Source organism: Luteimonas terrae, assembly GCF_031457535.1.
Taxonomy (GTDB): Bacteria; Pseudomonadota; Gammaproteobacteria; order Xanthomonadales; family Xanthomonadaceae; genus Luteimonas; species Luteimonas terrae_A.
The window spans coordinates 90,390-106,601 of record NZ_JAVDWO010000006.1 but is presented as its reverse complement, the minus strand read 5'-3'; the positions used below and the strand labels follow the sequence as shown (position 1 = coordinate 106,601).

13 protein-coding genes and 4 tRNA genes are annotated in these 16,212 nt (G+C 66.9%); 8 read left to right on the top strand and 9 right to left on the bottom strand.

Translation table 11 applies throughout. The features are described from left to right. Positions 1 to 55: 55 nt before the first annotated feature. From J2W68_RS08645 to J2W68_RS08610, 8 genes are all read right to left on the bottom strand, one after another. On the bottom strand, positions 56 to 592 hold the full coding sequence (locus J2W68_RS08645; RefSeq protein WP_310234650.1) for a phosphatase PAP2 family protein: 537 nt from the start codon (positions 590 to 592) through the stop codon (positions 56 to 58). Further along, complete coding sequence (locus J2W68_RS08640; protein WP_310234648.1) at positions 573 to 1,760, bottom strand: glycosyltransferase family 4 protein; 1,188 nt, start codon at positions 1,758 to 1,760, stop codon at positions 573 to 575. Before J2W68_RS08640 ends, J2W68_RS08645 begins: the two co-directional genes overlap by 20 nt. A 181-nt stretch (positions 1,761 to 1,941) precedes the next feature. After that, positions 1,942 to 3,486 carry an exopolyphosphatase gene (gene ppx, locus J2W68_RS08635; protein ID WP_310234646.1) on the bottom strand — a complete coding sequence of 515 codons (1,545 nt, stop codon included), beginning with the start codon at positions 3,484 to 3,486 and terminating at the stop codon, positions 1,942 to 1,944. Positions 3,487 to 3,564: 78 nt separating this feature from the next. Then, positions 3,565 to 5,697 carry a polyphosphate kinase 1 gene (gene ppk1 / locus J2W68_RS08630; RefSeq protein WP_310234643.1) on the bottom strand — a complete coding sequence of 711 codons (2,133 nt, stop codon included), beginning with the start codon at positions 5,695 to 5,697 and terminating at the stop codon, positions 3,565 to 3,567. Beyond that, complete coding sequence (gene phoR, locus J2W68_RS08625) at positions 5,694 to 7,022, bottom strand: phosphate regulon sensor histidine kinase PhoR (RefSeq protein ID WP_310234640.1); 1,329 nt, start codon at positions 7,020 to 7,022, stop codon at positions 5,694 to 5,696. The genes ppk1 and phoR overlap by 4 nt, the downstream gene beginning before the upstream one ends. Before the next feature lie 45 nt (positions 7,023 to 7,067). Next, complete coding sequence (locus tag J2W68_RS08620) at positions 7,068 to 7,562, bottom strand: hypothetical protein (RefSeq protein WP_310234638.1); 495 nt, start codon at positions 7,560 to 7,562, stop codon at positions 7,068 to 7,070. Positions 7,563 to 7,682: 120 nt separating this feature from the next. After that, positions 7,683 to 8,372 carry a phosphate regulon transcriptional regulator PhoB gene (gene phoB / locus J2W68_RS08615; protein ID WP_232138165.1) on the bottom strand — a complete coding sequence of 230 codons (690 nt, stop codon included), beginning with the start codon at positions 8,370 to 8,372 and terminating at the stop codon, positions 7,683 to 7,685. A 341-nt stretch (positions 8,373 to 8,713) separates the two neighbouring features. Next, positions 8,714 to 10,387: a M48 family metalloprotease gene (locus J2W68_RS08610; RefSeq protein WP_310234636.1), complete on the bottom strand. Its 1,674-nt coding sequence runs from the start codon at positions 10,385 to 10,387 to the stop codon at positions 8,714 to 8,716. Between the two features lie 213 nt (positions 10,388 to 10,600). Here J2W68_RS08610 and grxC point away from each other — a divergent pair, with 213 nt between their 5' ends. The 4 genes from grxC to J2W68_RS08590 all read left to right on the top strand — a co-directional run bounded on the left by grxC (position 10,601) and on the right by J2W68_RS08590 (position 13,904). Continuing rightward, positions 10,601 to 10,849 (top strand): glutaredoxin 3, encoded by a 249-nt coding sequence (grxC, locus tag J2W68_RS08605; RefSeq protein WP_310234970.1) that lies wholly within the window; start codon positions 10,601 to 10,603, stop codon positions 10,847 to 10,849. Further along, positions 10,846 to 11,238 carry a carboxymuconolactone decarboxylase family protein gene (locus J2W68_RS08600; RefSeq protein ID WP_310234634.1) on the top strand — a complete coding sequence of 131 codons (393 nt, stop codon included), beginning with the start codon at positions 10,846 to 10,848 and terminating at the stop codon, positions 11,236 to 11,238. The genes grxC and J2W68_RS08600 overlap by 4 nt, the downstream gene beginning before the upstream one ends. Positions 11,239 to 11,403: 165 nt before the next feature. Then, on the top strand, positions 11,404 to 12,411 hold the full coding sequence (locus J2W68_RS08595) for an isocitrate dehydrogenase (protein WP_310234632.1): 1,008 nt from the start codon (positions 11,404 to 11,406) through the stop codon (positions 12,409 to 12,411). 161 nt (positions 12,412 to 12,572) lie between these two features. Further along, positions 12,573 to 13,904, top strand: a complete 1,332-nt coding sequence (locus J2W68_RS08590) for a Na+/H+ antiporter NhaC family protein (RefSeq protein WP_310234630.1) — start codon at positions 12,573 to 12,575, stop codon at positions 13,902 to 13,904. Between the two features lie 277 nt (positions 13,905 to 14,181). Here J2W68_RS08590 and J2W68_RS08585 read toward each other — a convergent pair whose 3' ends face one another. Beyond that, on the bottom strand, positions 14,182 to 14,943 hold the full coding sequence (locus tag J2W68_RS08585) for a Bax inhibitor-1/YccA family protein (RefSeq protein WP_310154943.1): 762 nt from the start codon (positions 14,941 to 14,943) through the stop codon (positions 14,182 to 14,184). Positions 14,944 to 15,100: 157 nt separating this feature from the next. Between J2W68_RS08585 and J2W68_RS08580 the strand changes: the two genes are divergently transcribed. From J2W68_RS08580 to J2W68_RS08565, 4 genes are all read left to right on the top strand, one after another. Next, positions 15,101 to 15,177 (top strand) — tRNA-Pro (locus J2W68_RS08580). Between the two features lie 35 nt (positions 15,178 to 15,212). Further along, positions 15,213 to 15,289: transfer RNA gene (locus J2W68_RS08575), tRNA-Arg, on the top strand. 30 nt (positions 15,290 to 15,319) lie between these two features. After that, positions 15,320 to 15,396 (top strand) — tRNA-His (locus tag J2W68_RS08570). A 75-nt stretch (positions 15,397 to 15,471) separates the two neighbouring features. Next, positions 15,472 to 15,547: transfer RNA gene (locus tag J2W68_RS08565), tRNA-Lys, on the top strand. The last annotated feature ends 665 nt before the right edge of the window (positions 15,548 to 16,212 follow it).

The window sequence follows — 16,212 nt, the reverse complement described above, 5'->3', positions numbered from 1 at the left end:
GAGCGAAAAGCGGAAAGCGGAAAGCGGAGCGTTGCTTTGTCGACATCAAGTCGGATCAGATGACGCCACCCGCCCAGAGCGAAGTGGCGCCGAGCACGCTCCCGATCGCCGTCGCCGCCAAGACATCACTCGGATAGTGCAGGCCCAGCACCACCCGCGACACCGCCACACTCGCCGCGAACGGCACCAGCACACCGGCGAGCATCGGATACCACGCGACCGCGACGATCGAGAACGACACCGCGTGCAGGGTGTGCCCGGATGGAAAACTGAACTCGTCGAGCGGGGCGACCCAGGCGCGGATGCGGCCGTCGGCGGCGAAGGGGCGGGGACGTTTCGTCCAGCGCTTGAGGGTTTTGTAGAGCAGCAGGGCGACCGCACCGGTCGCGGCCATGTGCGTCGCCGCGACTAGGCCGTCGAAACCGTCGACCAGCACCAGCGCGCCCATCAGTAGGTACCAGAACACGCCGTCGCCGAGGCGGCTGACCGTCGAGAAGTAGCGGCGGATCCAGAGTCGGGTGCAGGCGCGGTTGGCGCGCAGGCACCAGCCGGTGTCGTGGTGGAGCAGTCGGCTACGCGGCGGCGCGTCCATCGGCATCCTCGGCATCGGTCGGGGCGGAAAGCGGTGTGTGCGCGTCGGGCGCGCTGCCGCGCAGGCCGGCCAGCAAGGCGTCGAGATCGTCGGCGACGTGCGCGGGCGTCAGGCGGCGCATGGCTTCGCGACCGGCCAAACCCATTGCGCGGCGCGTGGACGGGTCTTGCGCCAGCCCGATCGCCGCAGCGACGAACGCATCTTCATCATCGCCGGCAATACGCGCACCCTGGAAGCCGTCGCACAGGTGTTCGGTGGCGCCGTGGTCGAAGGCGACCTGCGGCACGCCGCAGGCCATCGATTCGAGCACAACATTGCCGAAGGTCTCGCTGCGGCTGGGGAACAGGAACAGGTCGGCGCTGGCGAAGTGCCGGCCGAGGTCGTCGCCGCGTTGCGAGCCGCTGAAGATGAAATCCGGATTGGCCGCCTGCAGCGCGCTGCGCTCGGGACCGTCGCCGACGAACACCATGCGCGCATCGGGCCGCTCGGCTTGCAGGGCGCGAAATGCGCGGACCGCGAGGCCCAGATTCTTCTCGGCGGCGATCCGACCGACGTGGATCGCAACGAGGCCGTTCTCATCCACGCCCCACGCCTGGCGCAGCGCCAGATCGCGGCGCGCCGGATCGAACTGTGCGCAGTCGACCGCGCGCGAGAGCACCACCGGATGGCCGATGCCCGCCTCGCGCAGTTCAAGTGCGAGCGCGCGCGTCGCCACGAGCGTCGCCTCGGCGCGCGCGTGGAAGCGGCGCATCCACGACAGCGCAGCCGGCTGCAGCCAGGGCACACCGTAGGCGCCCATGTAGAGGTCGAAGCGCGTGTGCAGCGCGGTGAGAACCGGGATGTCGAGCGCCTGCGCGGCATTGAGCGCGGACCAGCCCAGCGGGCCTTCGGTCGCGACGTAAATGGCGTCGGGTCGAGCGGCGCGCCAGCGGGCACGCAGTCGTTGGCCGGCCGGCAGCGCGAGCCGCAGGCCCGGATAACGCGGTACCCGCAGGCCGCGGATGCGCAGGGACTGGGCGTCGGCGCCCGGCGGTTCACCGACGCGGGCAGGGCGGACGATCTCCACCTCGTGGCCGCGCGCACGCAGGCCTTGGACATAGGATTGCAGCGTCAGGGCCACGCCGTTGATATCGGGCGGGTACGTATCGGTGACGATCGCGTAGCGCATCGTTCGGTCCGGTCGCTGGTTGTGCGCAGCTTGCGGACCGACGATGCCGCGGCGATGACCGGGGTTTGACGCTTCGGTGACAGCAGGGCCGACGTGTGTGGGAGCGCGCTTGCGCCCGATGGGCTCTCGCGGGACAGCCCGGTCGCGCGCGAGCGCGCGCCTACAGGGCGTCAGCGCAGACTCAATCCGCCGTCAGTGCCAGCGTGATGCCGAGCGCGGCCATGTCGTCGGGCTCGCCCTCCAGGTCGGTGCGCAGCAGTGGGCGCGCTTCCAGCCATTGACGCGGCAGTCGCAGTCGCAGCGATGGACCGTCGGCGCTCGCTTCAAGGCGCGGAATTTCGTCGGCCTCATGGCTGCGGTGCAGCAGCACCGCCAGACGCAGCAGCGCGGCGGTACGTCGGGCCTGCAGCAGCAGACGGTCGGGCAGGGCCTCGAACGCGGACTTGCCCACCTTGCGCCGCTGGCAACGCACTAGCGTCGCGAGGAACTGCTGCTCCTGGCGCGAGAAGCCGGCGATATCGGAATGCTCCAGCACATAGGCGCCGTGCACGTGGTACTGGCTGTGGGCGATCACCAGGCCCAGCTCGTGCACGCGTGCGGCCCAGGCCAGCATGCGCAGATCGTCGGCATCGAGGTGCCAGCTGCGCGCGACCTGGTCGAACAGGCGCAGCGCGGTGTTTTCCACGCGCGTGGCCTGCGCCTGGTCAATGCCGTAGCGCTGCTCCAGCGCGGCGATCGAGCTGCCGCGCGGGTCGTCGCTGCCGCCGCGGCCCAGCATGTCGCGCAGCACGCCTTCGCGCATCGCGGCCTTGCTGACCTGCATGCGGTCGATGCCCAGCACCTGGAACGCGGCTTCCAGCACCAGCACGCCGCCGGCGATGATCGGCCGACGGTCGTCCGACAGGCCGGGCAGGTGGATCGCATCGATGTTGCCGGCCTGCAGCAGGGTGTCGCGGACGACGGGCAAGGCCTGCGCCGTGACCGCACCTTTGGTGAGCTTCATCGCCGCGCAGATTTCGCCGATGGCCTTGTTGGTGCCCGAGGCGCCGACCACTTCCTGCCAGCCGAGCGTGCGGTAGGTGCTGGCGAACTGCTGGAACTCCGCCGAGACTTCCGCCAACGCTTCGCGCCAGCGCTTCTTCGACAGCTTGCCGCCGGGAAAGAACCGTCGCGTGCTGGCCACGCAGCCGATCTGCAGGCTTTCGCGCTCGAGCGTGTCGAAGCCGCTGCCGATGATGCACTCCGTCGAACCACCGCCGATGTCGATCACCAGGCGACGCTCGCCGGGCTTGGGTGGCTGCGCATGCGAGACGCCGAGATAGATCAGGCGTGCTTCCTCGCGGCCCGAGATCACTTCGATCGCATGACCCAGCGCGGTTTCGGCCGGTACTAGGAAGGCCTGCGGTGCGGACAACCGGCGCACGGTGTTGGTGGCCAGCGCGCGCACCCGCTGCGGCGGGATATCGCGGATGCGCTGACCGAAGCGCGACAGACACTGCAGTGCACGTTGGCGCACTTCGGGCGTGAGACCACCGCGGCCGTCGAGTCCTTCCGCCATGCGCACCGTTTCGCGCAGACGATCGACGACGCGCAGCTGGCCCAGCGTGTAGCGGGCCACGACCATGTGGAAACTGTTGGAGCCCAGGTCGATCGCGGCGAGCATCTCGCCATCCTCGAGCGGTGCCGTCAGTGCGTCGGCGAGCGCGAGCGTGTCATGACCGGTCATGGCGTTCCTGGGGGCCGCGGCGCGAGGCGCATCCGCGGCATTGGGGGAGCGCGCATGTTAATGCATGCCGGTCCCCGCTCAGCCACACAGATGCGCGAGCAGCCAGCCCTGTGCGGAATGCGGCATCGTGTCGCCGTCGGGCACGATCTTGACGTAGGTGCCGTCCTCACGCAGTTCCCAGGCGTTGACGTTGTCGGCCAGGTAGTTGTCCAGCGACTCGCTGCGCACACGCACCGCGATATCCGGGTCCAGGATCGGGAAGCCGGTCTCCACCCGCCGCAGCAGATTGCGTTCCAGCCAGTCGGCGCTGGCGCAGAACAGATCCGGGTCACCGTCGTTGGCGAACCAGTAGACGCGGTGGTGTTCGAGGAAGCGGCCGACGATCGAGCGCACCCGGATGTTCTCCGACACGCCCGGCACGCCGGGCCGCAGCGCGCAGGCGCCACGGATGATCAGGTCGATCTGCACCCCGGCCTGCGAGGCCACGTACAACGCACGCATCACCTGCGGTTCGTTGAGCGCGTTCATTTTGGCGACGATGCGGCCCGGCCGCCCTGCCTTCACATGCGCGGTCTCGCGCTCGATACGCGCGATCACCCCGGCGTGCAGGGTGAAGGGCGACTGCAGCAGTCGCTTGAGCCCGATCGCTGGCGCCAGGCCCGACATCTGCTGGAACAGCAGGTGCACGTCGTTGCTGATGTCCGGATCGGTCGTGAGCAGGCCGAAGTCGGTGTACACCCGCGCGGTGCCGGCGTGGTAGTTGCCGGTACCCAGATGCACGTAGCGGCGCAGCTTGCGCCCTTCACGGCGCACCACCAGCAGCATCTTGGCGTGGGTCTTGTAACCGACCACGCCGTAGACCACCTGCACGCCGGCCTCCTGCAGCCTGTCGGCCAGGCCCAGGTTGGCTTCCTCGTCGAAGCGCGCGCGCAGTTCGACCACGACGGTCACGTCCTTGCCGTTGCGCGCGGCCTGGATCAGGTGCTCGACGATCCCCGAATCCTTGCCGGTGCGATACAGCGTCTGCTTGATCGCCAGTACGTTCGGGTCTTCGGCGGCCTGCTTGATCAGCTCCAGCACCGGCGCGAACGAATCGAAGGGGTGGTGCAGCAGGATGTCGCCATCGGCGATGAGTTCGAACATCGCATCGGTGCCCTTGGGCAGCCGCTGCTGGAAAGTCGGGAACTTGAGATCCGGCCGCTGCACCAGATCGAAGATCTGGCTGATGCGATTGAGATTCACCGGCCCGTCGATGCGATAGACCGCGTTTTCCGGCAGGTCGAAATTCTGCAGCAGCGTGCGCACGATCGGCTTCGGACACTTGGCCGAAATCTCCAGCCGCATCGCACGCAGATACCCGCGCCCGGCCAACTCGTCGCGCAGCGCGAGGGCCAGGTTCTCGACTTCCTCGTCGTCGACGATCAGCTCCGAATTGCGGGTCACGCGGAACTGGTAGGCGCCCTTGACGTCCATGCCGGGGAACAGTTCGTGCACGAACTCTGACAGCACCGATGACAGGAACACGAAGTCGTACTCGCCGCCGGAAATGCTCTCGGGTAGCTGGATGATTCGCGGCAGTGAGCGCGGTGCACGCACGATGGCCAGGTTGCCCACGCGGCCGAAGGCATCCTTGCCCTTGAGCACGACGACGATGTTGAGTGACTTGTTGAGGATCTTCGGAAACGGATGCGCGGGGTCAAGCCCCAGCGGCGACAGCACCGGCATCACTTCGTCACGGAAATAGGCACGAAGCCAACGCGTCTGGCGCGCGGTCCACTGGTCGCGGCCCAGTACACGCACGCCGGCTTCGGACATCGCCGGTCGCAACACCTGGTTCCAGCACGAGTACTGCGCCTCGACCAGCTGCGCGGTGCGCTCGTGGATGCGCCTGAGCACGGTGGCCGGGGTCAGCCCGTCGGGCGGCAGAGGCACGCCGAAGTCCTGTGCATGATGCATCGTGGCGGCGCGGATTTCGAAGAACTCGTCGAGGTTGGTGCAGGCGATGCACAGATACTTCAGGCGCTCGAGCAGCGGCACCGATTCGTCCTGCGCCTGCGCGAGGACGCGGAAGTTGAAGTCCAGCTGCGACAGTTCGCGGTTGAGGTACAGCGCGGGGTCGCGTAATGGATCGATGGGGTCGGCGAGGACGTCGGGCTCCAGGCCACGTGTGGATTTCGTGGATGTCTGGACACGGGGACGGGCGGCGCTCATGCGGTGGCTCCGAAATACTGGCTGTCGCGGGCGCGGACGCGCTCAGCGGTGAAATGACAGGCGAAGCGGCTGCCGGCGCCGACTTCGCTCTCGATCTCGAGGCGCGCCTGGTGCAGGTGCAACACGTGCTTGACGATGGCGAGGCCGAGGCCGGTGCCGCCGGACTCGCGCGAGCGGCTGGTCGACACGCGATAGAAACGCTCGGTGATGCGCGGCAGATGCGCGGCCGGAATACCGTAGCCGGTGTCCTCGACCGACAGTGCGACCCCGCCGCCGGCAAGCGCGGCATAGCGGACGGTGATGCGGCCGCCGGCCGGCGTGTAGCGCACGGCATTGCTGACGAGATTGGAAAATGCGCTGTGCAGCTCGCGGGTCGAACCGACGAGGTCGGTCGCTGAGGTGTCCTCGATCGCGATCGTATGCCGGCCCTGGCTCAGTACCTCGAGTTCGCGCCGCAGCGTGGCCAGCATCGAGGCCATCGACACGCTCTCATCGCCCACGCTTTCCTGCGCTTCGAGGCGCGAGAGTGTGAGCAGATCCTCGACCAGCTGGGTCATGCGCTGCGACTGGTTCTGCATCTCGGCCAGCATCGGCGCCCATTCGGGCTGCTCCGCCGGATCGAGCATGTCGAGATAGCCATGGACGACCGTCAGCGGTGTGCGCAGTTCATGCGAGACGTTGGCGACAAAGTCGCGACGCATCTGCTCCAGCTTCATGATCCGGGTGACGTCGCGGGCGAGCAGCAGCCATAGATCTTCGGAATACGGAATCAGCCGCAACTCCAGCCGCGTGCCGGAGGAGTGCGGCGAGGGGACGTCGAGCATCGGTTCGGCGCGTCGACCCTGTGCCAGCCAGTGCGCAACCGGCAGCGGCTGCAGCATGTCGCCGACCGGCTTGCCCACATCGCGCGGCATCTGCAGGCCCAGCAGGCTGGTCGCTGCGCGGTTGAACCATTGGATGCGCTGGCTGTTGCGCTCCACCACCACCACCGCATCCGGCAGTGCCGCAGCTACGGCGCGATACGCGCGCAACATTGCGATGAGCCGCCGCTTGCGCGCGCGCATGTCCTGTTGTCCCCGGTGCAGCATGCGATCGGTCTCCTGCCACACGCCGTCTCCCTGCGGCGGCGGCACACGGCTGCGCGAGGTCAGGCGCGTCAGCAGGTCGTAGAGCTTCCAGTAGTGCCAGGCCAGCACCCCCAGCGCCGCAATCGCCAGCGCCATCCAGATATGTCCCGCGAGCGCCCCCAGCACAGCCGCCACGCCGAGTACGGCAACAAGCTGCACCAGCGTGCGGGTCCAGGCGGCATGGATACGGGGTGGCATGTCGTTGAGTCTAGGCAATGTCAGGTGACAGGTTGGCGTAAGAAATCAGGATGTCGAGGTGCTTCTGGTTTTTGCTGTTGTTGTTGCTCTGCTGCTGTTGCGGTTGCTGTGACAAGGAACCAGACGTTTCGCACGAGACGCAGACCCGGAGGGCGCCGCCCATGGATGGGCGGCGTTTTCCGACCGAGGCAGGATGCCGAGTCGGAAAATCCCTGCGCACTCGAAGCCGCGGGCTTCGGACGTGTCGGGGAGACGTTTTTCTTTGGTTCCGTTTCTTTTGGCGTCCACCAAAAGAAATGAACTCGGCCGCGATAGCGGACGAAAGCGTTTGATCCACGTCTTCGCGTTTGACTCCGGCAGGAAAGCAAAGTCAAACGCTTCCACTCGCCTCACGGCGAGCGGGTTCATTTCTTTTGCTGGCCCAAAAGAAACTGAACCAAAGAAAAGGGCCAGCCCCGACGGAGCTAACCCGGCCAGTCGTTCGTTCCGGCATTTTCCGACTCGCCATCCTGGCTCGGTCGGAAAGCGGCGGGCATCCATGCCCGCCGCCCTCCGGGTGTGCGGTGTGCGTCGAGTCGTTGCGAAGATCAAGAGCGGTCAGGTGCGAGTCGATCAGTGATCGAGAGCGGAGCGAGGCGGGAACGCGCAGCAGATGCAGCGTCACACCGACGCCGAGAACCGATACCCCGACCCCCGCACCGTCTGCACCATCCCATCCAGCGCACTCGGCTCGAGCGTCTTGCGCAGCCGGCGGATGTGCACATCGACCGTGCGTTCCTCGACATACACGCTGCCGCCCCAGACGTGGTCGAGCAGCTGTGAGCGGCTGTAGACGCGTTCGGGGTGGGTCATGAAGAAATGCAGCAGGCGATACTCGGTGGGGCCGATCGTCACCGGCGCGTCGCTGGCGAACACGCGGTGCGCGGCACCGTCGATGCGCAGGGCGCCGACGGTGACGCTGCCGTCCTCGTCGTCGTCACGGGCGCGGCGCATGACCGCGCGGATGCGGGCCAGCAGTTCACGCGCCGAGAACGGCTTGACCACGTAGTCGTCGACACCGGCTTCCAGCCCGCCGACACGATCGTTTTCCTCGCCGCGGGCGGTGAGCATGATGATCGGAATGTCGCGGGTCAGCGCGTCCTTGCGCCAGCGGCGCGCCAGTTCCAGACCGCTGGTGCCGGGCAGCATCCAGTCGAGCAGGATCAGGTCCGGCACGCGGTCGACGATCGCCGACTGTGCCTCGCGCGCGTCACCGGCGTGCATCGGCTCGAACTCCCCCTTGCGGAGCGCGAAGGCGACCATGTCGCGGATCGCCGGTTCGTCATCGACGATGAGAATGCGTTTCTGCATGGATCAGTCCATAGCGCCGGTGGGATGGCGCCATTACACGACAGTTTTGTGACGGTTTGGCGACAGGCGCGGCCCCGTGTCACGAACGACAGTCACAAAAGGTCGAGGGATCCCGAGTACCGCTTCTTTGGGGGCTTATCAGTGTCGTGTCTCAGCGAAGGGCTAGTTTCTGACGCGAAGTTAGGCGAAGTGTCTGGCGGGCGTGGGGGAATTCACGAGTCATCAGTTTCAGTCGCCAGCTGAGACACGACGCTAATCAGGCCTTGGGTAGAGGTCGGTGTGCGCAGCGCGTCCGCTGATGGCAGGGCGGCAATCAGTCATGCAGATCGACAGCCCTCGACTCATCGCCGCCGCAGATCCTCGTCGCGGATGCCCTGGCGGCGCAGTTCCAGCACCGTCGGTGTGATCGCGGCAATCCGCGCGTCGATCCGGGTGCGGGCGTAATAGTCCAGATCCTCACGCTTTTTCAAGGTGTTGAGCTGGATCAGCGCCTGCTCCGGTCGGCCACCCAGAACCGCAGCCTCGGCCCAGGCCTCGCCAGCGCGGACCGGATCGCCCGCCGTTTCGCTGGCCCGGGCGAATGCCCGATGGAAGGCCGGATCGCCGCCGGACGAGTTGAGCAACGGCCGCAGGATCGCCTGCGCGCGTAAGCCCGCTTCGGGTGTATTGCGTTCGGCCAGCGCGGCGGCATAGGTCAGCACCACTGCTGGATGCCGCGGCATCCGGTCGATCAGGTTTTCGAACCGCAGGTCGGCCGCCGCGGTCCGGCCGGCGCGCGCATCGATCTCGGCCACGCCCAGGGTCAGCCAGACATCGCCGGGATATTCGGCCAGCAACTCCGCGTAGGCCTTGCCTGCGGCGTCGAATTCGTTCAGACGCTGACGGGCAACGGCGAGGCCGTAGCGCTGCGCGTCGGTCAACGCGCCAGTGCGGCGCATGGCCTCGTATTCGCGGACCGCCTGCGCGGGGGTGTTGGCGCTGAGCACCCGCAGCCGCTCGCGCGCCCAGCCGAACTGGGCGCCGTCGATGCCGCCCGTCGCGCCCGACGGCAGACGCAGGCCCGCCGGCAGCATCGGATTGCCGAAGCCACGCTCAGGCGCCTCGTAACTGGCGTCGACCGGCACGCGTTCGGTACGCGACCCTTCCGGCGTCGTCGTCGTGACCTGCACGGTGTCGCGGCCCATCCGCTCGGCGCGGTCGCGTGCCTCGCTGATACGCGTGGTAGTGACCGGGTGGGTCCGCAGATAATCGGGCAGGCGCTCGCGGTCACCGCCCTGGTTGGTACGCGACACCGCCTGCATCCGCTCGAACATCGAGGCCATGCTTTCGGGGTCGTATCCAGCGCGCGACAGGGTACGGATGCCGAGCCGGTCGGCTTCCGATTCGTTGGAACGCGTGTAGTCGATCTGGCGCTGCAGGGCCAGGCCCTGGGCACCTGCGATCACCGCCATCGCGGCGTCGTCGGAGGAATTGCTGCCGCTCTGGGAGGCGACCGCGATCGCGCCGAGCATTGCCAGCAGCATCGGCATCTGGTCACGTTGCGCGCGCTCGACGCCGCGCAGGACATGCGCCTGGGTCACGTGCGCCACTTCGTGCGCGAGCACCGCGGCGACCTCGTCCTCGGTCTCGGCGGCCAGCACCAGTCCGGCGTTCATGCCGATGTAGCCACCCAGCGTGGCGAAGGCATTGATGCTGCGGTCGCGCATCATGAAGAACGTGAAAGGCTGCTGCGGCTGGTCGCTCGACGATGCCAGCCGGTTGCCGGTGCCCCGCAACCAGCTGTCCACCAGCGGATCCTCGAGCACGTAGTCGTAATGACGCAGCTGCGCCAGCAGCATCTGCCCGTACTCGGACTGTTTCGCGGGGCTGAGCACCGCGCCGGCGGAGGATCCGATGTCCGGCAGGCGCGTCTCCTGCGCCGGCGCGCCCACCGCGGCCGTCGCCAGCACCAGCGCCGTCATCAACGGCAACCGGGCGAAGCGGGCGGGGCGGCGGGGAGTCTGGGCTCGGCGCATCGTGGATTCGCAGAAAAGAGATGACGGTGCAGCATGCAGGGGGCATGCGCGGAGGGCATGAATGCCATGTTAAGGCGGGCGGCAGCGCCGACGTGTGGAAAACACGGCGTCGTCCCCCCATCTGACCGACAATCGCCCGACAAGTTTCCGGAGACCGCCGTGACCCCCGACTCCCCCGTTCCCGCATCGACCGGCGCCGCGCCGGAGATCGTCATGTACACCAGCGCGATCTGCGGCTACTGCATGGCCGCCAAGACCTTCCTCAAGAGTCAGGGACTCGAGTGGCGCGAAGTCCGCATCGATCTCGACGTGGCCGAGCGTGAGCGCATGATGGCGCTTGCGCGCCGCACCAGCGTGCCGCAGATCTTCGTCGGCGAGACCCATGTCGGCGGCTACGACGACATGATGGCGCTGCACCGCAAGGGTGGATTCCTGCCCCTGATCGAGGGCGCAGGCGCATGAGCGGCGATACCGAAGGCGATCGCGTCGCCCAGTTCAGCGCGTACCGCAAGCGCATGAACGAGCGCATTCTGGCCGAGCCCAACCAGGTCGTGCGGCGCTTCATCGCGCTCGATACGCAGACCTACCAGGCCGGCGCGCTGGATCTGAAAACCAAGGAGCTGCTTGGTCTGGTCGCCTCGATGGTGCTGCGCTGCGACGACTGCATCAGCTATCACGTTGCGCAGTGCAAGGACGCTGGTGCGACCCGCGAGGAGCTGTTCGAGACCTTCTCCGTCGGGCTCGTCGTCGGCGGCAGTATCGTGATTCCGCACATGCGGCGCGCGGTCGATTTTCTCGATCGACTGGAGCAGGGCGAGGCCGGTGTACCGGCGGCGCATCCGCACGACTGAGCGTGCGTTGACGGCGCGGCGGCCTGCTGCGCCGGGGCCTGGACGCGGGCCTCCGGTATGGCTGCGTTTGGGTGGGGCGGGGCGCCTCGGGCATAATGCACGGGTTTCCCCTTCACCCGACGCCGCGCCTCGCGCGTCGTCCTTGCGCACGGAATCCCACCCCACATGACGCACACGATTACGGTCATCCGCGGCGACGGCATCGGCCCGGAGATCATGGACGCCACACTGCACGTGCTCGACGCGATGCAGCTCGGCCTCGAATACGAAGACGCGGACGCGGGCCTGATGGCGCTCGAGAAGCACGGCGAACTGCTGCCGGCCGCAACGCTGGAGTCGATTCGCCGCAACGCGGTCGCGCTCAAGAGTCCGCTGACCACGCCCGTCGGTGGCGGCTTCAGCTCGATCAACGTGGAACTGCGTCGCCAGTTCGACCTCTACGCCAATGTGCGCCCGGCGACCTCGTTCCCGAACACGCGCTCGCGCTTCGACAGCGGCGTCAATCTGATCACGATCCGCGAGAACACCGAAGGTTCGTACATCAGCGAAGGCCAGGAGACCTCGGCCGACGGCGAGACCGCAGTGTCGGTGACGCGCATCACCCGCAAGGGCTCGGACCGCATCGTGCGCTACGCCTTCGAGCTGGCACGCAAGACCGGTCGCAAGAAGGTCACGATCGTCCACAAGGCGAACATCCTCAAGAGCACCTCGGGCCTGTTCCTGAAGGTCGCGCGTGAAGTGGCGGCCGAGTATCCGGACATCGAAGCCAACGAGATGATCGTGGACAACACCTGCATGCAGCTGGTGATGCGCCCCGAGCAGTTCGACATCATCGTGACCACGAACCTGTTCGGCGACATCATCTCCGACCTGTGCGCGGGTCTGGTCGGCGGTCTGGGTCTGGCTCCGGGCGCAAACATCGGCACCGACGCGGCGATCTTCGAAGCCGTGCACGGCTCGGCGCCGGACATCGCCGGCAAGGGCGTCGCAAACCCGTGTGCGCTGCTGCTCGCCGCCGCGCAGATGCTCGACCATCTCGCGATGCCCGACCAGGCCGAGCGCCTGCGCAAGGCGATCGTCGCTACGCTTGAGGCCAAGGACGGCGTGACGCCGGACCTCGGCGGCACCGGCAATACGATGGCGTTCGCCAAGGCGATTGCGGCGCGCCTGTAAGGCACGCCTACACGACGCGCGCCGTGCACCGGCGACGCGGTGACGAAAAACGGGACGCGTCAGCGTCCCGTTTTTAGTTGCAGGCTATCCCGCCGGTCGTCATGACGGGCCGACGCCTCGTGCGCACAATGCGCACACGCTCGCCGCCCCGGAACTACCGCATGACCGTCCGCCCCAGCGCATTCGCGCTGACGCCACTCCTGCTGTTCCTCGCGCTGTTCTTCGGCGCCGGGCTGTATTTCACCGCGCAGGGCGAGCCGATGGGCTTCTACCAGCTGCGCGCGCCGGTCGCGATCCTGCCCGCGCTGGCCCTCGCCGCGTGGATCGCGCATCGCCGCGGGCTGCAGGCTGGCGACATCCTGCTGCGCGGCATGGGCGATCCCAACATCGTGCTGATGTGCCTGATCTTCCTGCTGGCTGGCGCGTTCGCGTATGTCTCGAGCGCGATCGGCGCGGTCGATGCCGTGGTGTCCATCGGCCTGTCGGCGATCCCGGCAAGCTTGATTCTGCCCGGCCTGTTCCTGCTGTCCGGCCTGATCGCCCTGGCGATCGGCTCGTCGATGGGCACGATCGCGTCGGTCGTGCCCATCGCACTAGGGGTCGCCGAAGCCTCGGGGCTGGATCGCGCACTGGTGGTCGGTGCGGTGATCGGCGGCGCGATGTTCGGCGACAACCTGTCGGTGATCTCCGATACCACGATCGCCGCCACCCGCACCCAGGGCGCGCAGATGCGCGACAAGTTCCGCGAGAACTTCAGGATCGCCGTGCCCGCGGCGCTGGCGACCCTCGTCCTGCTCGGTGTGCTCGGCAGCGCGTCGCCGATCGAAGCTGCGCCCACCGGCTCCGCGTGGCTGATGCTGCCCTACTTGATCGTGCTCACCCTCGCACTGGCCGGCGTCAATGTGTTGATCGTGCTGGGTCTGGGTATCGTGCTGGCCGGAGGCTTCGGGATGGCGCTGGCCGACGACTACGGCGTGGTGCCGTTCGTGGGCGATATCTGGAGCGGTTTCGAGGGCATGATCGAAATCCTGCTGCTGTCGCTGCTGATCGGCGGCTTGGGCGCGCTGACCAAGGCCAGTGGCGGTCTCGACTGGCTGGCCGGCCTGATCGCGAAGCTCGCGCGCGGGCGCCGCGGACGCCGCTCGGGTGAGTTCAGCATCGCCGCCCTGTCAGGCGCGGCGGATGTCTTCACCGCCAACAACACCGTTGCGATCCTCGTCAGTGGCAGCGTGGCACGCGACATTGCCGGCAAGCACGGCATCAGCCCGCGGCGCGCGGCGAGCCTGCTGGACATCTTCGCCTGCGTCGCGCAAGGCGTACTGCCCTATGGCGCGCAGATCCTGCTGGCGGCGTCGCTGGCCTCGGTATCGCCGCTCGCGCTCGCCGGCAGCGTGTATTACTGCTGGCTGCTGGCGGTGGTGGCGATCGGTTTCATGCTGTGGCCGGGCCGCAAGGACATCGACGCAGTCGAGACGCCGACGACGCGAAGTTGAGGGCTGGCTGAGCGCCACGAGGTGTCGCATTCTGTAGGAGCGCGCTTGCGCGCGACGAAACAACGGTAACACCGCATAGCGCGCAGCGCGTTGCTGCAAAAATCCGCTCTCTCATGGCCGGCGCAGCGGACGACAAGGCGCATGCGTGCGGACTGTCATGCGGCGACATCAAGACGCGAACGCTGGGATCATCTTCAGAGTCGGGCTGCGCGCCCTGAGCCTGACACCAAAGAAAAAGGCGCCTTTAGGCGCCTTTTTCTGTGCTGCGCGCCAAGGCTCAGCGCGATTGCAACTTCGACAGCAGGCGCAGGAACTCGATGTACAGCCAGACCAGCGTGACCATCAGGCCGAACGCGCCGTACCACTCCATGTACTTCGGTGCGCCCTGTTCGACGCCGGTTTCGATGAAGTCGAAGTCCAGCACCAGGTTCAGTGCGGCAATGACGATTACGAACAGGCTGAAGCCGATGCCGACCAGGCCCGATTCGTGGATCAGCGGGATCGAAACGCCGAAGAAGCCCAGCACGATTGTCGCCAGGTACACCAACGCGATGCCGCCAGTCGCAGCCACGACGCCCAGCTTGAAGTTCTCGGTCGCCTTGATCAGGCCGGTGCGGTAGGCGAACAGCAGCGCGAACAGCGTACCGAAGGTCAGCATCACGGCTTGCAGCACGATGCCTTCGTACATGAAGTTGTACATGGCCGAGATCGCGCCGAGGAAGAAGCCTTCCACCAGTGCATAGGCCGGCGCGGTGACCGGCGCCCACTCTTTTTTGAACACGGTGACCATCGCCAGGATGAAGCCGCCGATCAGGCCGCCCCACATGTAGATGCCGAAACCGGGCTGTGGACGGCCGTCGGGTCCGAATTCGACCTGCGACCAAGCGAACGCCGCGGTGAGAATCGTCAACAGCAGCAGAAAGCCGGTCTTGTTGACGGTGCCGTTGAGAGTCATCGCCTGGCCGTCGCGTGAAACGACGCTGCCGCTGGCGAGATCGAGGAAGGTGGATTCCTTCAGTGCGGGATTGCCGCTGCGCATGGTCTAAGCCCCTGTCTGTCCATGGATTCGGATCGGAGGAGAGGATACACCTGCATCCGTATGCTGCACTGCATTGACAGCACGCGCGGCGGTCGTACAATTGCGCCCTTCGTACGGTCCTGGCCGTGTCGGGGTCAGGTTCGACCGCTTGTTCCGGCGGGGTATAGCGCAGTCTGGTAGCGCGCCTGCTTTGGGAGCAGGATGTCGGGGGTTCGAATCCCTCTACCCCGACCACCGGGTACCAGCCGCGTTTATCATTCGACGCACTGGCGCCCGTAGCTCAACCGGATAGAGCACCGACCTTCTAAGTCGGGGGTTACAGGTTCGATTCCTGTCGGGCGCGCCACGTCCCGCGGTACGAGACAAGTTTGCTGTGGTGGATGTAGCTCAGTTGGTTAGAGCACCGGATTGTGATTCCGGGGGTCGCGGGTTCAAATCCCGTCTTCCACCCCATTGCTTCACCGGGTAACACACAAAAAGTGTTGCCCAAGCGCGCAAAGTTTTATTACAATGCGCGCCCGCTTCATCGGGCCGTTAGCTCAGTTGGTAGAGCAGTTGACTCTTAATCAATAGGTCCAAGGTTCGAATCCTTGACGGCCCACCAGTTCCGCGAAACGCCTGGCCTCGGCCGGGCGTTTTCGTGTTCGGGGTTTGCAGGCAGGATTCGAACCTCCGGTTTGCCTGCTGCGCAGGTCCGGCCATGCGCCGCGCGCATGGCGTTCGCCCGGGCGCGAACCGATGGTTCGCAATCGCCGAGCTCACCCTTGACGGCCCACTAGTTCCGCGAAACGCCTGGCTTCGGCCGGGCGTTTTCGTGTTCGGCGTTTGCAGGCAGGATTCGAACCTCCGGTTCGCCTGCTGCGCAGGTCCGGCCATGCGCGCTGCGCACGGCGTTCGCCCGGGCGCGAACCGGTGGTTCGCAAGCTGCCCGTGCTCACCCTTGACGGCCCACCAGTTCCGCGAAACGCCTGGCCTCGGCCGGGCGTTTTCGTGTTTGGGGTTTGCAGGCAGGATTCGAACCTCCGGTTCGCTTGCTGCGCAGGTCCGGCCATGCGCCGCGCGCATGGCGTTCGCCCGGGCGCGAACCGATGGTTCGCAATCGCCCGAGCTCACCCTTGACGGCCCACCAGTTCCGCGAAACGCCTGGCTTCGGCCGGGCATTTTCGTGTTCGGGGTTTGCAGGCAGGATTCGAACCTCCGGTTCGCCTGCTGCGCAGGTCCGGCCATGCGCGCTGCGCACGGCGTTCGCCCGGGCCCGAACCGGTGGTT